The organism is Pantoea sp. PNT03, from assembly GCF_014852515.1.
GTDB lineage: Bacteria > Pseudomonadota > Gammaproteobacteria > Enterobacterales > Enterobacteriaceae > Pantoea > Pantoea leporis.
Window position 1 is genome coordinate 288,131 of the sequence record NZ_JACVBT010000004.1, and the last position, 16,884, is coordinate 305,014.

General features: G+C 48.4%; 14 protein-coding genes, 1 tRNA gene and 2 pseudogenes. 10 read left to right on the plus strand and 7 right to left on the minus strand.

Annotated elements, in window-relative coordinates:
- Window positions 1–15: 15 nt before the first annotated feature.
- From deoB to mrdA, 3 genes are all read left to right on the plus strand, one after another.
- Window positions 16–1,239 (plus strand): phosphopentomutase, encoded by a 1,224-nt coding sequence (gene deoB, locus IB226_RS15905; RefSeq protein ID WP_101761829.1) that lies wholly within the window; start codon window positions 16–18, stop codon window positions 1,237–1,239.
- A gap of 33 nt (window positions 1,240–1,272) precedes the next feature.
- Window positions 1,273–1,986 carry a purine-nucleoside phosphorylase gene (gene deoD, locus IB226_RS15910; protein ID WP_008103284.1) on the plus strand — a complete coding sequence of 238 codons (714 nt, stop codon included), beginning with the start codon at window positions 1,273–1,275 and terminating at the stop codon, window positions 1,984–1,986.
- A 221-nt stretch (window positions 1,987–2,207) separates the two neighbouring features.
- Window positions 2,208–4,082 carry a penicillin-binding protein 2 gene (gene mrdA, locus IB226_RS15915; protein WP_101761830.1) on the plus strand — a complete coding sequence of 625 codons (1,875 nt, stop codon included), beginning with the start codon at window positions 2,208–2,210 and terminating at the stop codon, window positions 4,080–4,082.
- 74 nt (window positions 4,083–4,156) lie between these two features.
- Here the strand turns inward: mrdA and IB226_RS23355 are convergent, their stop codons facing one another.
- Window positions 4,157–5,479, minus strand: a complete 1,323-nt coding sequence (locus tag IB226_RS23355; protein ID WP_192236327.1) for a PAS domain-containing methyl-accepting chemotaxis protein — start codon at window positions 5,477–5,479, stop codon at window positions 4,157–4,159.
- Between the two features lie 193 nt (window positions 5,480–5,672).
- Here IB226_RS23355 and IB226_RS15925 point away from each other — a divergent pair.
- Window positions 5,673–5,748 (plus strand) — tRNA-Phe (locus tag IB226_RS15925).
- 360 nt (window positions 5,749–6,108) lie between these two features.
- Here IB226_RS15925 and IB226_RS15930 read toward each other — a convergent pair.
- On the minus strand, window positions 6,109–6,351 hold the full coding sequence (locus IB226_RS15930) for a TIGR03758 family integrating conjugative element protein (protein ID WP_192236329.1): 243 nt from the start codon (window positions 6,349–6,351) through the stop codon (window positions 6,109–6,111).
- A gap of 65 nt (window positions 6,352–6,416) precedes the next feature.
- Window positions 6,417–6,656, minus strand: a complete 240-nt coding sequence (locus tag IB226_RS15935; RefSeq protein WP_225608329.1) for an RAQPRD family integrative conjugative element protein — start codon at window positions 6,654–6,656, stop codon at window positions 6,417–6,419.
- Between the two features lie 100 nt (window positions 6,657–6,756).
- On the opposite strand from IB226_RS15935, the gene IB226_RS15940 reads away from it, so the two are divergent.
- Window positions 6,757–7,515, plus strand: a complete 759-nt coding sequence (locus IB226_RS15940) for a hypothetical protein (RefSeq protein WP_192236331.1) — start codon at window positions 6,757–6,759, stop codon at window positions 7,513–7,515.
- A 319-nt stretch (window positions 7,516–7,834) separates the two neighbouring features.
- Here IB226_RS15940 and IB226_RS23285 read toward each other — a convergent pair whose 3' ends face one another.
- On the minus strand, window positions 7,835–8,131 hold the full coding sequence (locus IB226_RS23285; protein ID WP_225608330.1) for a topoisomerase DNA-binding C4 zinc finger domain-containing protein: 297 nt from the start codon (window positions 8,129–8,131) through the stop codon (window positions 7,835–7,837).
- Between the two features lie 3 nt (window positions 8,132–8,134).
- Window positions 8,135–8,557 (minus strand): hypothetical protein, encoded by a 423-nt coding sequence (locus tag IB226_RS15950; RefSeq protein WP_192236333.1) that lies wholly within the window; start codon window positions 8,555–8,557, stop codon window positions 8,135–8,137.
- 1,005 nt (window positions 8,558–9,562) lie between these two features.
- Between IB226_RS15950 and IB226_RS15955 the strand changes: the two are divergent.
- From IB226_RS15955 to IB226_RS15970, 4 genes and pseudogenes are all read left to right on the plus strand, one after another.
- Window positions 9,563–10,240, plus strand: a pseudogene (locus IB226_RS15955) (IS3 family transposase); the annotation flags it as partial.
- Window positions 10,241–10,560: 320 nt separating this feature from the next.
- Window positions 10,561–12,327: a VPA1262 family N-terminal domain-containing protein gene (locus IB226_RS15960; protein ID WP_192236335.1), complete on the plus strand. Its 1,767-nt coding sequence runs from the start codon at window positions 10,561–10,563 to the stop codon at window positions 12,325–12,327.
- 355 nt (window positions 12,328–12,682) lie between these two features.
- Window positions 12,683–12,964, plus strand: coding sequence for a hypothetical protein (locus tag IB226_RS23290; RefSeq protein ID WP_225608331.1), 282 nt, complete (start codon window positions 12,683–12,685; stop codon window positions 12,962–12,964).
- The gene (locus IB226_RS15970) at window positions 12,964–14,877 is read left to right on the plus strand and encodes a hypothetical protein (protein ID WP_192236337.1); all 1,914 of its coding nucleotides are present in this window, start codon (window positions 12,964–12,966) and stop codon (window positions 14,875–14,877) included. Before IB226_RS23290 ends, IB226_RS15970 begins: the two co-directional genes overlap by 1 nt.
- 160 nt (window positions 14,878–15,037) lie before the next feature.
- Here the strand turns inward: IB226_RS15970 and IB226_RS15975 are convergent.
- Together IB226_RS15975 and IB226_RS15980 are read right to left on the minus strand one after the other, a co-directional pair.
- A pseudogene (locus IB226_RS15975) lies at window positions 15,038–15,301 on the minus strand (Hcp family type VI secretion system effector); the annotation flags it as partial.
- A 242-nt stretch (window positions 15,302–15,543) separates the two neighbouring features.
- Window positions 15,544–16,062 (minus strand): DUF2778 domain-containing protein, encoded by a 519-nt coding sequence (locus IB226_RS15980; protein ID WP_192236339.1) that lies wholly within the window; start codon window positions 16,060–16,062, stop codon window positions 15,544–15,546.
- A 359-nt stretch (window positions 16,063–16,421) separates the two neighbouring features.
- On the opposite strand from IB226_RS15980, the gene IB226_RS15985 reads away from it, so the two are divergent.
- Window positions 16,422–16,883 carry a GNAT family N-acetyltransferase gene (locus IB226_RS15985; protein ID WP_192236341.1) on the plus strand — a complete coding sequence of 154 codons (462 nt, stop codon included), beginning with the start codon at window positions 16,422–16,424 and terminating at the stop codon, window positions 16,881–16,883.
- Window position 16,884: the final 1 nt, after the last annotated feature.

Consider the following 16,884-nt stretch of genomic DNA (forward strand, 5'->3'; position numbering starts at 1 on the left):
GCGCAGGAGACTTGCATGAAACGTGCTTTTATTATGGTTCTCGACTCCTTCGGGATCGGCTCCAGCAAAGACGCCGATAAATTCGGTGATGAAGGATCGGACACGCTCGGCCATATCGCCGAAGCCTGTTTCGAAGGCCGCGCCAATGAAGGTCGCGAAGGCCCGCTGCACTTACCGAACCTGACCAAACTGGGCCTCGGCAAAGCGGCTGAGCTCTCTACCGGTCGTTTCCCGCCAGGCCTCGATCCCAACGCGGAAATCATCGGTGCGTATGCTTACGCCAGCGAATTGTCGTCCGGTAAAGATACGCCGTCGGGCCACTGGGAAATCGCTGGCGTGCCGGTGCTGTTTGATTGGGGCTACTTCAGCGATAAAGAGAACAGCTTCCCGCAGGCGCTGCTGGATACTCTGGTGAAACGTGCCGATCTGCCGGGATATCTCGGTAATTGTCACTCATCGGGCACGGTGATTCTCGACCAGCTCGGCGAAGAGCACATGAAAACCGGTAAGCCGATTTTCTACACCTCGGCGGATTCGGTGTTCCAGATTGCCTGCCATGAAGAGACCTTTGGCCTCGATCGCCTGTACGAACTGTGTGAAATCGCCCGTGAGGAGCTGACCAATGGTGGCTACAACATCGGTCGCGTGATTGCGCGTCCGTTCGTGGGCGACAAAGCGGGTAACTTCGAGCGTACCGGCAACCGTCATGATCTGGCGGTGGAGCCGCCTTCAGCGACCATGCTGAAAAAACTGGTCGATGAGAAGGGCGGTGAAGTGATTTCGGTGGGTAAAATTGCCGATATCTACGCCGAGCAGGGCATCACGCAGAAAGTCAAAGCCACCGGCTTAGACGCGCTGTTCAACGCTACCATTGAGCAGATGAAGAAAGCGCCAGATACTTCGATTGTGTTCACTAACTTCGTTGATTTTGACTCAACGTGGGGACATCGCCGCGATATCGCCGGTTACGCGGGCGGACTGGAGTTGTTCGATCGTCGTTTGCCAGAGCTGATGGAGTTGGTGAAAGAGGGCGACATTCTGATCCTCACCGCCGATCACGGCTGCGATCCAAGCTGGAAAGGCACCGAGCACACGCGTGAGCACATTCCGATTCTGATCTACGGCCCGAATGTGAAGCCAGGATCGCTGGGATACCGCGATACCTTCGCGGATATCGGCCAGACCATCGCAAAATATTTTGGCCTGTCCAGCATGGACTACGGCAAGAGCATGCTGTAAAACAGCGCCCCAAATTTAATAAGGAAAATAACCATGGCAACGCCTCATATTAATGCAGAAATGGGTGATTTCGCGGACGTCGTGCTGATGCCAGGCGATCCGCTGCGCGCAAAGCACATTGCGGAAACCTTCCTCGAAGATGTGGTGGAAGTGAACAACGTGCGCGGCATGCTGGGTTACACCGGTACTTATAAAGGCCGCAAGATTTCGGTGATGGGTCACGGCATGGGCATTCCATCCTGCTCGATCTACACCAAAGAGCTGATCACCGATTTCGGCGTGAAGAAGATTATCCGTGTCGGTTCTTGCGGCGCAGTGCGCGCAGACGTGAAACTGCGCGACGTGGTGATTGGTATGGGTGCCTGCACCGATTCCAAAGTGAACCGCATGCGCTTCAAGGATCACGACTTCGCGGCGATTGCTGACTTCGACATGGTGCGTAACGCCGTGGATGCCGCGAAAGCGCTGGGCGTTGATGCGCGCGTGGGTAACATCTTCTCCGCCGATCTGTTCTATACGCCAGATCCGCAGATGTTCGACGTGATGGAGAAGTACGGCATTCTGGGTGTGGAGATGGAAGCGGCGGGTATTTACGGCGTGGCAGCAGAGTTTGGTGCGAAAGCGCTGACCATCTGTACCGTGTCGGACCACATCCGCACCCACGAGCAGACCACGGCGGCTGAGCGTCAGACCACCTTTAACGATATGATTAAGATCGCGCTGGAGTCAGTGCTGCTGGGCGATTGATTTTTTCCCTCACCCTAACCCTCTCCCGCACGCGGGAGAGGGGACCAGTCGGCGCTTTTTTTCTCCCTCTCCCGGTGGGAGAGGGCCGGGGTGAGGGCACCAGACCGCACCATCCCGTAAACATCTGACACACTTTTACCCAGGCTTGTGCATCTTCGTGCTGGCTCTGAAACAATCTCTGCTTATCATTAGCGTGATAACAAAGAGACTAAGCCCACCTGATGAATTTCCGTAATTTCGAAGCAGAAGAAAAGCTGTTTGCCCGCCGTGCGATTGTCGCTTTTGCCCTGGTTGTCATCTGCTTTACCATTTTAGGCATCAACCTGTATCGCCTGCAGGTCGATCAGCACAGTTATTACCAGACGCGTTCCAACGAAAATGACATCAAAATGATCCCCATCGCGCCCACGCGTGGATTGATCTTCGATCGCAACGGCATTCCGCTGGTGCGCAACGTCAGCTGGTATGACATTCACATCACGCCGTACAAAATCGACAACATGCAGGAAACGCTGAAAGAGCTGACGCCGATTGTCGATCTTACGCCGGAAGAGATTGAAACCTTCGAGCACGAGCTCAAACAGAACAGCCGCTACAAGCCGGTTGAACTGAAAGCGGAACTGACTGACGAAGAAGTTGCGCGCTTCGCCGTCAATCAATTCCGCTTTAGCGGCGTCACCGTCGATACCTATCAGGACCGTGAATATCCTTACGGTGCCGACCTGGCGCACGTGCTTGGCTATGTTTCGAAAATCAACGATAACGACTACAAACGCCTGAACGCAGAAGGCGTTGGCGAGAACTACGCGGCTGACCACAACATCGGTAAGCAGGGCATTGAAGGCTATTATGAATCGCTGCTGCACGGCAAAACCGGCTATCAGGAAGTGGAAGTGGATAACCACGGCCGCATCGTGCGCGTGCTGAAAGAGGTGCCGCCGGTGGCCGGTCAGAACATCACGCTGACGCTCGATCTGCATCTGCAGCAGTACGTCGAGAGCCAGCTAGCCGGGCAACGTGCCGCGGCGCTGATTGAAGATCCGCACGACGGCAGCGTGCTGGCGATGGTTTCCGCGCCGAGCTACGATCCCAATCCGTTCGTCAAAGGCATCAGCTACAAAGCCTATAAAGCCCTGCTGCAGGATAAAGATCTGCCGCTGATCAACCGCGTTACGCAAGGCTTGTATCCACCGGCGTCCACCGTGAAGCCTTATATGGCGATGTCGGCGCTGCTGACCAAAGTCATCACACCGAGCTTTACCCTATTTGGCGCGCCGACCTGGACGCTGCCGGGCACCGATCGTAAATATCGCGACTGGAAAAAAACCGGTCACGGCATGCTGGACGTCACCAAAGCCATCGAAGAGTCGGCGGACAGCTTCTTCTATCAGGTGGCGTTTATGATGGGCATCGATCGCATCCACACCATGTTGAGCCAGTTTGGCTACGGAAAATCGACCGGCATCGATCTTAACGAAGAGTACGCCGGATTGCTGCCGAGCCGCGAATGGAAGCAGAAGGTGCACAAACACGTGTGGTATCAGGGCGATACCGTTTCAGTGGGCATTGGGCAAGGTTATTGGGTGGCGACGCCGATTCAGATGGTGAAAGCGATGGTGGCGCTCATCAACAACGGGCGTGTGATCAATCCCCATCTGCTGGAGAAATCACAGCGCGGCAAGGAGGTGCAGCTGTACCAGGCAAAACTACCGCAGCCGCAGATTGGCGATGCTAAATCGCCGTATTGGTCGCTGGTGCGCCACGCGATGTTCGGCATGGCGAATGCGCCGAACGGCACCGGCTACAAATACTTTCACACCGCGCCGTACGGCATTGCGGCGAAATCGGGCACCTCGCAGGTATTCAGCCTGAAACAGAATCAGGTGTATAACGCCAAAATGACGCCGATGCGCCTGCGTGACCACATCTTCTACACCGCATTTGCGCCGTTTAACGATCCCAAAGTGGCGGTGGCGTTGATTCTGGAAAACGGCGGCAACGAAGGCGTCACGGCGGCACCGCTGATGCGCAATATTCTCGACCACATCTTTATGCCAGAAGCCACACCGCCGCCGGTGGCGACGGCGGCGCAGTAAACTATGCGGCCTTGGCAGATTATTGTCATGCCGCATAGTTTGTGGGGTCGCGGTGCATTGCGACCTGCATCGCATCACTCCTCTCGCAATGTCGCGGTAACATGCCCAATCGCGCGCACTACTTCGCTGGAACTGTCACGAATATCCGCCATCATGCCGCCGGCTTCTTTTGCCAACCCCACGCCCTGATCGGCGCGTTTCAGGTTGGAGGCGATACCTTTCAGCGCTTTCTCCGCCAGCGTATGGTTCTGCTGCACCATGTTCTCAATTTCGGTGGTGGCGCGGTTGATGTTGGCCGCCAGCGTGCGCACTTCATTGGCCACCACGGCAAAGCTGCGACCATGCTGACCGGCGCGCGCCGCTTCCACCGCGGCGTTCAGCGCCAGCAGGTTGGTTTGATCGGCAATCCGACGAATACTCTCAACAATGGCGCCAATGCGATCCGACGACTGACTCAGATCGTTGATATCACCAGAAATGCCGTGCAGCTCGCCCGCCAGATCATTCATGGTCTGCACGCTGTTCTCAATCACCGTGGCACCAAGGCGCGTGCTTTCGCTGGTTTGCAGCGCAGTTTGATACGCCTGCTGCGCCGCGTCGCGCTCTTGCTGATTCTTCTCCACCTGCGCGGTGACATCGGTAGCGAACTTCACCACTTTGTACAGCTCGCCGGTTTCGTTAAACACCGGGTTGTAAGTGGCGCGCAGCCACACCGTTTGGCCGCGTTTATTTATGCGCTGGAACTGGCCGGAGATAAATTCGCCCTGATTCAGCTTGTGCCAGAAGCGGCGATATTCGTCGCTGTTGCGCATCTCCGGCGGGCAGAACTGGCTGTGATGCACGCCGATCACTTCTGACGCGTTATAGCCCATGGTTTTCAGGAAGTTGTCGTTGGTCATCAACACTTCGCCCTTGAGATTGAAGGCAATCACCGCCATCGAACGCTCAATCGCGGTGGTCATGGCGCGCTGCTCTTGCGCGTCCATGATGCGCGCGGTGATATCGCTCGCCAGCTTGACGATTTTAATCACGCGGCCGCTGCGATCCTGCACCGGCACGTAATTCGCCTCCAGCCAGATAGGACGGCTGTGTTTTGCCACGCGCAGGAATTTATCGCTGAAGCCTTCGCCGCGATTCAGGCGTCGCCAGAAGTCACGGTATTGCGGTGAGTTGAGCATATCGGCGGTGCAGAACATGCTGTGATGCTGACCAACAATCTCTTTGAGCGTGTAACCCATGCGCTCGAGAAACAGCTCGTTGGCGGTAAGGATCTTTCCTTCTGGGGTGAATTCGACCATGGCGATGGCATCTTGTAATGAACTGAGCGTTGCCTTGCTATGACCGCGTTTTTGCCACGCAAGGCGTGACAATATTCCTGATGTAATAGTGCTGAACATGGTGGACCTTATTATTGGTATCGGATGTCAGTAAGGTTATCGGCACAAGCGACTAAAAATGCACCTATACCAGCGATAGGCGAATGAATTTTTACCGGTTGGTCTGGAGGTTGCTGTAAAAGGCATCAGTCAGCTGATTTTTGCCGAAAAGCGTTTGACGGTGCCGCGCGAGTAGGGTTTAATGCGCCCCGTTGCCCGGATAGCTCAGTCGGTAGAGCAGGGGATTGAAAATCCCCGTGTCCGTGGTTCGATTCCGCGTCCGGGCACCATAAATTGAAATGCTGGTTAGAATGAAGATTTCTAACGGGTGTTTAGAGAAGGTGGTGTTCAAAGCAACAGTCAAACATCAATGCCTTTCTGAAAGGGTACTAGTTAACGCTAGTACCCTTTTTTTGTTGTGGTAAAAAATCACAACAACCCTCTAAATCTATCAACCACTTATACAATTAATGCCGCCGCTGTATTTAGATACTTCAACAGTAGAGAGATTGGTCAGCGGTGGTTTACACGACAACCAGGCCAGAATTAGCCCGGAACCCTAACTCATGACTAAAGTGAGACAAGCGAACAAACTTTAATTTTAAGGAACATTCCTCTTTGGGGAGTAAAGGCACTTCGAGATGTCTGGGTTAACTGGCAAACATCCAGATGCAGACGATCAGTAAAGCTACTGAACGGATAACAAATCGGGCAAGCGCGGCATCCCTGACTTTGATATTTGCCCAGCCATGACAGACATCTACCGCTGCCCATGCTGCCCAGAGAAACAGCACGCACAGTAGTAGCCCAACGGACACCAGATACAGAACGCTAATATCGATGTTGCCGGATGCCGTTTTAAACGCGTTGATCTGCGCGGCAGTCATCGCCATAGCGGACGGCCTCGCGTGTAATCGCCGCTTACCTTGCCGTAATCCAGCGGCTGCGCACGCGAAGGCTAAGTATAGCGGTCGATGCCAGCGCGCATGGTGTTGAGATCTTCATTGGCTTTTTTGTAGTCGAAGAGGTAACGGCGGCGGTTATTGGGATCGGACTGCGCGGCGACAGCGCGGGCGCGGTCGAGGGAGAGCTGGACTTGATCGAGTAGGCGTTGAGTGGTGGCGAGCTCGTCTAACTCGCTTGCCACAACACTGAAACTGAGACAAATTGAGATCAAGTACAACGGTGTTTTGAACATGGTTTATACCTCTCTAGCAGAATGTACAAACTAGATTAGAGAGGAAATATTTTCCGCAATGAAACAATTAACTAAATACTAAATTTAATAGGAGGGTGTTTTGTTAGAAGATTTAACAAATAAAGTGGGAAGTGAATTCCGTAGCGAGAGATTTAATAAAGTGAAAAAGACATCCTCTGCAGTAATACCATTTCTCATAATGCACTTTATTTACTTCCCATTCCTATCTTTCAGCTTTATTTATAACTATATGGCAAGGAATGGTTTTTTTAGTTATGAGTTAATAAGTGAAAATTTCTTTGTGGTATCACTAACTAGCGGGCTAACGTTTTTGATGCTCGCAGGATTTTCCGTGATCTTATGGAGTGGTTTGGGGTATTTTATTTTAAAAAGAAATGATGCTATTTCATACGTCCACTCATTATGGTTTCTCTTTTCTATCTCAGTTTTGTTTCAGATACTATTCCTTGGTTACATGCTTTTTTCGGAAAGTAGGATGATGTCTGTTTCCATATATTTATCGTCACTGGTTTTATGCATTTTTTATTGTTGCTACTTCACCTCAGAATTAAAAGGCAAGATTTTTTTGATAGCTGGGTTGACGGTTGTTACAGTCTATTTTCATATGGTGCTTGGAGATTACTCTAGTCAAATATTTGGAAAGTCATTGAAAATATTTGGCATAGGAGGTGGATCCAATGTTTCTTTAGTTTTTAAAGATAAAAATTATGATAGAAAAATAGGAAGGTTAACGCTGTTAACTCCTGACTTCGTATATTTAAATACTTCTTTAGGATCAGAAATAATTCCGATGAATAATTTAAGGCAAATAATAAAACCGCAAGTCATAAAGTACTGATGTGTTTTGTTTATAATGATTCCCCTTGAGAATGTGAGCCGTTGCTGCTTTTCTTAATGCAGAACGGCGAGCAATTGCTCTGACTTGCCATCATCCTGCCGCGCCACTCCTGTGGCTTGCCTGCTGGCCACTGCGCAAAAAGTCGAGCTTTGCACGCTGTCGTCCAGCTTATGAATAATGGTATGAGCACCTCCTGCCACCGGGAGCTCGTGAGATTTACCCTGCGTAACAGTCCGCTCAGTGCCAACAGCAGACATTTCGCACAAAGACAGTTCAAATCAGAGCCTAAAGAAAAAATAAGTAATCAACTTAGGACTACTCAAGAAAATCCATTTTCATCCTGTTCCTCCTTAGCCGTTAAACTTTTAGTATCTTTGCAATCAGGAAATGAAGAGCATCCCCAAAAAATACTTCCAGCATTCACTCCATTCCTGGCTGTTCTTTTTACCATTTTTTGATGGCATTTCGGACAGGTGGGAGGGGATAGCAATTCGAATAGATTATAAGCTGTTGCCTTTCCCTCTGGTGATGCCTTGAAAATGACAAATATTTTCTTCGAACTCTCCAGTTCTCCTTGGTAATAGCCTTGATCAAGGTATTCCTCAAATGTCTTCAACCATCATTTTTCATTTATATGAATCAAAAGCATTATACTGCACTGAAAATTATACTGATTTGAATATATAAAAGTATGAAAGATATCTTTAAATATTTCTGACTTATTTAAATTTGGGTTCAGCTTTGCCTCGATTATTAGCTTCTGACCATCCTCATCCATCACGGACTGCCCAGCATGAACTAAAAAGTCTGGCTCAGTAGTAAAATACTTTAGCATATCTACTTCTCTGCCAAACCTAGTATTTAGCTTTTCGAATGTGTTGCGTATGGAAATGTTACAGTCATCGGCAAACATGAATCTCTTAGGTATTTCGAATTCATATTTTAGTTTTTGATAAGAGCCCTGCTCTTTGAAAAGCGCTGAAAATTGAATTGAAAACTCTATCATAAATCTTCTTTCCAGTTTTTTTAACTCATCTCCCACAAGTAGCTTACCATCCTAATAAAAATGATCTGTTAAGCTATAGAATCTGCTGGGGATTTCATCTAATACTTTAATAACATCATTAACAGTATTAATGGCACCAATGCTAATGCAGCCCGTCACCTTATCGTTCATGCTTATTTCCCTATCGCTATAAATTAATTAATCTCGCCTAATTTATTTTATAAGCCAGAGTTGATCAGGCTTAATTTTGAATGCTTATCGCGTCTTCGAAACCATTAAATTTCACTTCAATTATCAACCATAGGTTTTAAAAGTCCACATTCGATTGTCAAGATCATCACTACTACTTCAGAGCCATAAGGTCATCCTCCTCATGTGTAATAGTGACATGCATCTTCGCTTCAACTCGTAACCCCTATAATCACCTTTTGAAACTCTCAGACTAACCAGAATACACATTCAGTTTTAATGTCGATGGCAGTGGTTTTGCACTTGTCGTTACAATCAGACCCTAGCCGGATGGCCCGGAAAGCCACGCGTTCCTGCGAAGCTTGCCGGCTGTGCCGGTTAGCGTAGTGGGGCTGACGACCCGGCACGCCGGGAAGCCGGAGGGGGCCAGAAGGTTGTTATCAGAGAGAAAGTAGGCGTAGCTGTTGCATCATTTAAGGCTTAACAGCAGCTGGAAACAAAGCACGGAGAGTCTGAGATAGCGCCACAAAGATGAAAGGCACATGCGACTGCAGGAGAACCGCCGTGGCGGCGCAGCCGCCGCAGCTGTTATCAGCGGCTTTAGACATTCGCTGCCAATACTTTCGGCAGAAATCCGTCCCGCCCCCGCGGAACCGGTCATGCAGTGCTTCACGCATCGATGCGAACAATCAGGGTGGAAACTTCCGTATAGATGAAGGTTCATGCAGGAAGCACCTCCTGATGCGTCGCAATATCCCTAAACACCCGCTGCTGCCGAGGCCCGTTTGCGCATACCGCCACCAGGTTACCGCCTGGTGCCAGCATGTTAAGGGCGTGCCTGATATGCTTCACAAGATCCATCTGGATCTGCGGGACAGCGGGCAACAGTGCGGAGTCAACAGAGTCTGGCGACTGATGAAACGTGTCGGGATAAAGGCTCAGGTTGGATACCGGAGCCCGCGGGCACGTGAAGGCGAGGCCAGTATCGTGTCGCCTAACAGGCTACAGCGACAGTTCAATCCGGATGCTCCGGATGAGCGTTGGGTAACGGACATAACCTATATCAGGACCCACGAAGGCTGGCTGTATCTTGCCGTGGTTGTTGATCTGTTCTCACGCAAAATTATCGGCTGGTCAATGCAATCCCGGATGACAAAGGACATTGTCCTGAACGCACTGCTGATGGCTGTATGGCGGCGTAATCCCCAAAAACAGGTACTGGTTCATTCGGTTCAGGGCAGTCAGTACACAAGCCATGAGTGGCAGTCGTTCCTGAAATCACACGGCCTGGAGGGCAGCATGAGCCGTCGCGGTAACTGCCACGATAATGCGGTTGCAGAAAGCTTTTTCCAGTTGCTGAAACGCGAACGGATAAAGAAAAAGATCTACGGAACGCGGGAAGAAGCCCGCAGCGATATTTTTGATTACATCGAAATGTTTTATAACAGTAAGCGTCGGCATGGCTCTAGTGATCAGATGTCCCCGGCAGAATATGAAAACCAGTATTATCAACGGCTCGGAAGTGTCTAAATTATCCGTGGCGATTCATGCTCTATGCCAGGGCAGACGATCTTCAAGACATTCTTTGCCAATAGTGGTAAATCTTTTTATCCCGTTCTTTCCAATCAGGGCCTTCGTTCGACAGCTACGCATCAACTACCTTCCCGAAACCTCTGAATACTCTTATGATGGTTGCAAAGTGAAGAAGTGACATAATTCTTCAATATTATTCAACTAACAGTCTCTCTTCTTCTCTATAAATCAGAGTAATGTGCCCAATTAATTCAACTTATAGCGATGGCCAATTGAAATAACTTAACTTAGCGCCTTCTGCCGATAGCGAGCCATATATGGAAAGTACCATAAGCAGTGCCCCCTCAAGTAAATGGACTGACGGCTTCGAACATGCGGTCGTACATATTGCAGTAGTAGTACCTCCAAAATCTACATCTGAGCAGTTACCTCTACGCTTACTGTTCGCATCGGTCTGGTTGCTTGCATCAGGAAGGCAAGCACCTTCAAGACCTCTTAAGCCTTACATTAAAAGATTTAATAAAGATGGCGCTATTGCGGTAGACCGTATAGTGATGACAGTCGATGAAGCCATCCAATGGTATCGAACTTCATCGGAAGAACTTCATACACCACTCCCCCTTAACGGGTTCCGTTCGGCTTCTGATGGCAAGCCCCTTTCAGCTTGCAGACTAAGTGACTTTCCAAGTTGGCCTGTATTGGGCGTCCCTATGGAAAGCGAAGATATTGCGCAAAAGTCTGAGCGTTCAACAATCCCGTTCCGCAACCTTGGCATTATCAGGTATTCGCGTCGAATTTCAGAAAGTCAGGAATGGCCGAGCTTTCTTGACACAGCTGGAAGAAGCAAGCAGTGCGAGGAAGCTTTACAATTCCTGGAACATCACATGCATGTCGATTTTAGGGAATATCCTGAATATTTGGGTGGGATGGTACTTGCTGTTCCCGATTGCGACGTTCATTCCGTCCGACAGTTCGTTGATCCAAAGGAAGACGGTTCCGAATCATTGTATTTCCATGTTAAGCCGCACCCAAGCCGTAAACTCCAAGGTTTGAGCTTGACCGTAATGGAGGGACAACAAGGAATGCTCACCTCCTTCGATAAAATTCCAGTACCTGAAGATGGTTTGGTAGTGATTGAAAGGCCCTCTCCTATCCACAGCTCCGGTCTTGTCCTCACCCATACAGAACGCGGGGTATTGCTCCAAACACCTATTCGAACGTTCCTTCGTCAAATGAATATGAGGACTGAGGTTATCGAGCGGCGCGTCAAAATTTCTGCCCCAGAGACAGATAAAAAGAAGAGCCCAGTTACTGAATACTTCAGTGATAAAAAAACTTTAGCGTCTTCACAGACATTTGGTGACGCACCGAACACAACTGATGCCTTCAAGCGTCTGCTAGATGCTAAAAACGAGCGACTCCTTAATTACAGCGCCAAACTATATGATCAGAAGTGGTTTACAGCTGACCAGCGCAAAGAAGCTTTAAAACACATTAGGGATAAGCTGAAGCAAGCTAATTTAAGCATCTTCATCGCTGATCCCTATTTCAGCGCTAACCAAATTTCCCAGTATCTATTTGCTATTGAGCGAGACGATGTAAAGATACAAATCCTTACCTCAAGCAGTGCTTTCAAAAAGATTAAAGTATCGGAAGCTGGCCCCGAATCCGATAATGAGGCACCGCTTGATACACACCAGGCATTGCTGAGAAACTTGGCCACCTTCCAAGCTAGTCACAGAAACAGCATTCAAATCAAAGTCGCCAATACGGAAAATAGTCTTTTTCATGATCGATTCATCGCAGTCGATAACCGTGTATGGATGATAGGCAGTTCTCTAAACTCAATCGGTATAAGGCCAACGCTGGCCATGCGTATTCCCCATGGTGAAAAAATCCTCACCCACCTTATAGACTTATATAATAATGCAGTGCCTTTGAATGACTTCAAAATCCCCAAAGGGGGGCTCAAGAAATCATGCGCACATTGCGGTCGTGCCATGGTGGACGAGAAAGAAGCTCAGATATTACAGGGCGCTAAGACCCATGGTGCACAGGGAACGCAGGACGTTGATAATGATTAAATTATCATCCCAGATCGATGTCAATACAACTGAGCAGATTGTAGAGACAAGCTTCATCCCGAAATTACTCATACCTTGCGAGGCACCCTAAAGGGATGAATCCCGTCATCATTTTCCCTCTTTAGTTGCAATCAAAGCCCGTCAAGATGCTCCGAATGTAAGATTAGTAGAGGAATTTGAAGAGGCAATTAGTACTGCGCAAGCGGTATGGATAATTGACAAGCATTTATTTAGTGAAGATGTTCAGGAACCCGACCATAGTTTTCGAATTAAGAAAGTTGTGAATTGGTTTTGCACAGACCATCTGCAGACATTAAAGATTTTAACTGGTTATCACGATTCCAGAAAAATAATCGTGGAGGCTTTCGAGGAGTTAAAACTGTTCGTAACAGAAAATCGTGACAAACTCGCCCCGCCCATAACAATTGAGCTCTCATTTACTCTTAGTAACGCCAACTGTATTCATGATCGATTTGCAATCATCGATAACGAATTATGGCATTTTGGCGCTACGGTAGGTGGGTTTCATCGTGACGTTAATGCCGTTAGCAGAGGCTGGAATGCTGACACTCATGATGCAGTGCAGTTTTTTGATACAGTTTGGATGATGGCCAACGCTAACGGAAAAAAATACTAATGACCAAAGAATGGCAATTACAGCCCACTGATGAATCTGAAAGGCAGAAACAGTACGCAATCGTCGAGTCTTTGATTGAAGACTTTGCAGAAGGTAGTTACGCACCTCCGGATGTCTTGATCACGGCTGTGACGCAATATTTCTGCATTCAGGATGATGCCAAAAATGCTCTTAAGAGGTTTACTACCCAATTGTGTGGTGTCCACGTGGACTTCGATGCGTCGGACCATCCGAAAATTCAGACGGCATTAGTGATCGGGATTGTAACGGCATGGGCCTCCTCAGAAACCAAAAACCGGTATGCAGCCTTTAGGGCTCTCGTCCGAAACTCATGGTGGATTGAGCAATTGTGGACGAAGGTGGCAATCGTTGTAGCTCTAAAAAATTCTTCTTTCAAAGAAACCCTCTTAAATTTAGCCGAAGAACACTTCGTCGATGCTGAAAAAAAACTTCTTCATGAAGACTGTTTTGATCCTTCCCATCAAATCACCCTTAAGGAAATTTGGGACGGACATTACTTGGACAACCGGTTAGATGATTCCAGTTGGTCATGGATTGAATTACTAACTAAGCTTGATTCTAACAAATTATTAATATGGATGAATTCAACAAAAAGCCTAGCCTTAATCAATCGAGTTCTTGAAAGCCCGGAATTTTACCGTAACTACGATCTATGGGAGCACTTCACACTCGGTTCTTCGCTGAGTTTTCAAAGCGATGGCTCATGGAATGGTGCCCTACTACTTCCCAGTTTACTTCGGCACGGAAGTGAGAAAATTTTACAATTAGCCAATGGCAGAGAGAATAATTCGTCTAAGTTAGAGCAGCACGTCAGTTCAATGCTTGCTTGTTTCGTAGTTACTGTCGCTGAAAGATCCGATTTCGAGGGGCTGTTTAAGCGTTGGGGTACATGGCTCACTCGCCAGCATCTTAACTTTCCTGATAACAACTCGCATCAGATGCGGCCACTCAGCAACCAAGATATATTATTGGCATTAGCTGAGAAAGTGCCATTGCCTTATTCCCCAATCATTTCTGAAGAATTTAATTTTTCATGTGAGTCATGGTTTTATCAATCCATGCTGGCAATTTTACATTCGAACCACCCCGATAAGTTTCCGACACCGGACGTCAGTGCCTTTATTGAAGAATGGAATTTAACACCTGCCGAGTGGAACTCATCCAAAGGTAAGTCGCTTCGAAATAATGTTAGTGAATTTCGAAGCCCTCAGCCCAACAGCTATGCTTGTAGGGTGCTCGGTTATTCCATCGCATTGAATGACAACTTCCTCAATCAATGGCTGGACATGTGGAACTCTAGCATTGCGTTGAGAGAAATCCTCGAGTTTCATCCCATTGATAGAAGTTCCAACGAATGGGGAACATCAAATGCTTCAAGACTGATGCGCATGTTGGTTGACGTAGGCTTAGGAATACTAATCTGCACCGCGGACCCACAGGAAACTTTCGAAAGACTTAAGAAGTCCGCCGCACTATTTCAAGAGCTGTGGAAGGCTACAACAGAAATGTTGAGCATTGATGCGTATGGTGAAGACTTTTGGCCAATCATGCAGCAATACCTAGTCATTTTCCGCCTTCGCTGGACAGTTGAAGCTAAGAACGCTATTGAAGATCATTATTGTACATGGCTTGATCAAGCCGCCTATCCAACATCAAGGGATACATTGGGCTTAGTTTCCAGCAATTCCTGTTCGCTAATAAAACTGCTTCCCGTTCTTGTGCAAAATCAGATTCTTGAGGAAGACTTGAAGGACTTGCTCAACCAAGCCGAAATTGACTTAGCTTCTCTCGCAATGAGTGCAGCCAGATACCAGAATGGTCCTGAGATGAAATTCAAGATTTATTCTCGACACGTCAACCTTATTGAAAAGTTAGCCAGGATGAGTAAATGATATCGGGGGTTATCCACTCGCAGTTGACTTAGAAAACATACTATCAGCAATGTCCGTTGTTCGCTTACAGCTGCCCCTACCTAAAGTCTTGATGGGCAGCTAAGTGCCAGGAGCGGACATAGCTAACAACAGTTTGTGTGGAGCAACAGGGGACAGGTCAGCGAAGTTCAGCGCTTTTTAGCGTCTGCCCGGTGGCTGCTGCCTTGTACAGATAAGGCGTGGAGCTATCCACTTCTTTCTCAATCATCATTGATGAATGCTGGCGCGTACCGGTGATCCTACCGTTAGATCCGTCCACTGGCAGGTTAATGCCGTGGCTCATGCCGATAATTTCAATGCTGCCTTCACGGTCGTGCACATCGACAGATCCTCGAATATCTGCGCCACCATCATCTTTAAGCCACATATACGGAGGGATTGGCATTTTACTTGCTCCTTATTTTTTTGATTAACTTCATGGTTATTAGGTAAATAGCCGTGGTGATGGACACCACGATGACAACATCAATGTAGAAATAGGCGTCGTAGAGAGTTTCAATGTTGGATTCGCCGCTTATTAACACGGCAACCTTTCGTGCGAAATTCTGTGAGATGTACGTTTCAGCGCCACCGAGCGATCTGCCCACAGCCAGCGTTACTAGTATGAAGAAAACGCATTTTGCGGCCCTACGGGCAAGTGTTTGAGCCATTGGCAACAACCTCAATTAATCCTCGGGCCATCAGCGAAGGCTTGCCTGGCACGGGCACCATTAATGTGTTCATAAACGCCTGGCGGATACGCGCATAATCGGAGTTGTGGGGGATGGTGATGCAACCTTCTGACACGGTTCCCAGATGAAGCCGGAACAGTTCGCGGCGCACGCCCTCATACCAGGTTTCGTCGTCAATGGCTGCATCCTCCCGATAGAGTGCAAACCATTCACTTCGGCCAAAGGCCACGCCTTTCGTGTACTTGTTCCAGGCGTCCTGTAATTCCGCCTTTCGCTTACCAAAGAAGCCACCCGCGCCGCGATCGACAACCCAGTATTTCCCGGGTGGCAATGGGCCGTCGCCCGAAACTGCGCCGCATCCACCTCGATTTCGATAAGCGCCGTTACCAGAAAACGCCATGAAAACGCCGACGCCATAGATGTTTAATGGTGCGTAATCCGCGCCGTTCAGAATAAGTGTTCCATTCAGTGCCATCGTTCCCTCATTAACCATGTAATAACTGTGGGTGATAGTAACAACGAATGGAATATAGCGCCAATAATTATTAGGTTTACTTATTAGTTCATCTAACGTTTTGAACTAATAGTTTTATTGAATGGCGTAGTTTTTGGTTTTTTTATTCCATATAAACAGTTGGATATAAATGTTCATCTCTAGAGTTCGTTTGGTAAAATCGGCACTGCCACTTGAATTATCGGTAAGATTGTCGAAAGTTTAACTCCAGAAATCAGCCTAACCACAGCAGCTATGTCCAAATAAAGAATCGCTTGTCGCCCACAACAATCCTTCATAAATTCTCTTACACCCCAACCCAATTATCGTAGGCCGCAGAGATGAGTGAGTTCGTCATAGAAGAGTGGAACAAACAGGGTTATCTCATCAGCACGGATGAAAACAAACTGGACCTCGCCGCCATACACCGTTTTCTCACCACTTCGACATGGGCAGCAGGCATTGATGAAGAGACGGTTTATGCTTCGATACAAAACAGCCTTAACTTTGGTCTTTACCATCAGGGCGAACAAATTGGTTTTGCGCGGCTCATCACGGATTACGCCACCTTCGCTTATCTGTGCGATGTTTACGTGCTCGACGCGTATCAGGGAAACGGCCTGGCACGCTGGTTGATGGCGTGTATTCATGCGCATCCGGTTTTTGCGCGGCTGCGCAGAATTACGCTGTTCACCAGCACGGCGCCGTGGCTGTATGAAAAGTTTGGCTATCAACCGGTTAACCAGCCGAATTACGCGTGGACGATTACCCGGCCTGATATCTACAAAAACAAAGCGGGATAAA